This is a genomic window from Dactylosporangium darangshiense (assembly GCF_039537565.1).
Classification (GTDB): domain Bacteria; phylum Actinomycetota; class Actinomycetes; order Mycobacteriales; family Micromonosporaceae; genus Dactylosporangium; species Dactylosporangium darangshiense.
Genome location: NZ_BAABAT010000199.1, coordinates 1 through 1111, shown reverse-complemented (window position 1 = coordinate 1111; position 1111 = coordinate 1). Strand labels below are relative to the sequence as shown.

The following is a 1111-nucleotide window of genomic DNA, read 5'->3' as shown; positions in this document are numbered from 1 at the left end:
AAATCTTGGAGGCAGACGTGCAGCCGTGTCCAACCTGCGGCGGCATGGGCGTTGATGCGAACGGCTACTGCTTGCATTGCCGCACCTATCGAGGGGTCCCACAGGGGCCGCAATCGCCGACGAGCGGGTCGCCCTACAGCGGCGTACCGTACAGCGGCGGCCCCTATGCCGGTTACCCCGCCGGCTCCGGACCGTCCTTCCCGGGCCAGGCCAGCGGCCCGCCCGCGTTCCCGCCGGCCACACATGGTGGGCAGTACGGCCCCTCGCCGGCCCCGCCGAGGAAGAACAATTACCTCGTGCCGGTGCTGGCAATGTCCGGCGTCCTGGCGCTGCTGGTCGTCGCGATCGTCGTGGTGGCCGCGCTGAAGAATGACAACCCCAAGACCGACCCGGTGGCGAACCCCGGCAGCAACACCAGCGCCGGCGGGAGCAATGGGGCCGACCCCAAGGCCCCAGCCGCGATCGACGAGTGCCTCGTCGGCACCTGGGTGACAACCAGCCACACCGAGCTGGTGCCGATGCAGGGCATCGGCGACGTGCCGTTCAAACTGGACAAGAATGGCTGGGAGGCCAAGTTCAGCAGGGACGGCAAGGCCACCCTGACCTACACGAACTCCACGTTGTCCGGTGACCCCGAGGTGCAGGGCACCAAGACGCACGTGACGCTGACGGTCAACGCCACGGTGACCGCCGACGTGCACACCGCCGGCGGCAGCATCGCGTGGACCGACTTGAAGAGCGACGGCAAGGCCACCCTCAGCGCGCCGAGCCTCGGGATCAACACGACGACGGACTTCACCGCGAGCGACGACCCGTCGAAGTACACCTGCGTGGGCCACCAGCTGGACGTCACCACCAACCGCTTCCACTCGATTTTGAATCGAACTAGCTCTACCGGTTGACCAGTACCGTAGCGGCCCCATCGGGCTCGGCCATGTCGTCGCCGACCGGTGGGCCCGGCAGCCGCTCAGCACGTAACCCACCGCGACCAAATACCCGAGAGTGGCCGATGCATTAGGGCGTGGTGGCGCTGGTCCGGGGAGTGGCTTTGGGATTCTCGACTGCGATCAGGCTTGGACTACCTGCGCTGACGATGGGCTTCTCCAAGGCC

General features: G+C 67.2%; 1 protein-coding gene. It reads left to right on the top strand.

The annotated features are described in order from the left end of the window. Nucleotides 1-296 precede the first annotated feature (296 nt). Nucleotides 297-902 (top strand): hypothetical protein, encoded by a 606-nt coding sequence (locus ABD901_RS58680; protein WP_345145092.1) that lies wholly within the window; start codon nucleotides 297-299, stop codon nucleotides 900-902. Nucleotides 903-1111: the final 209 nt, after the last annotated feature.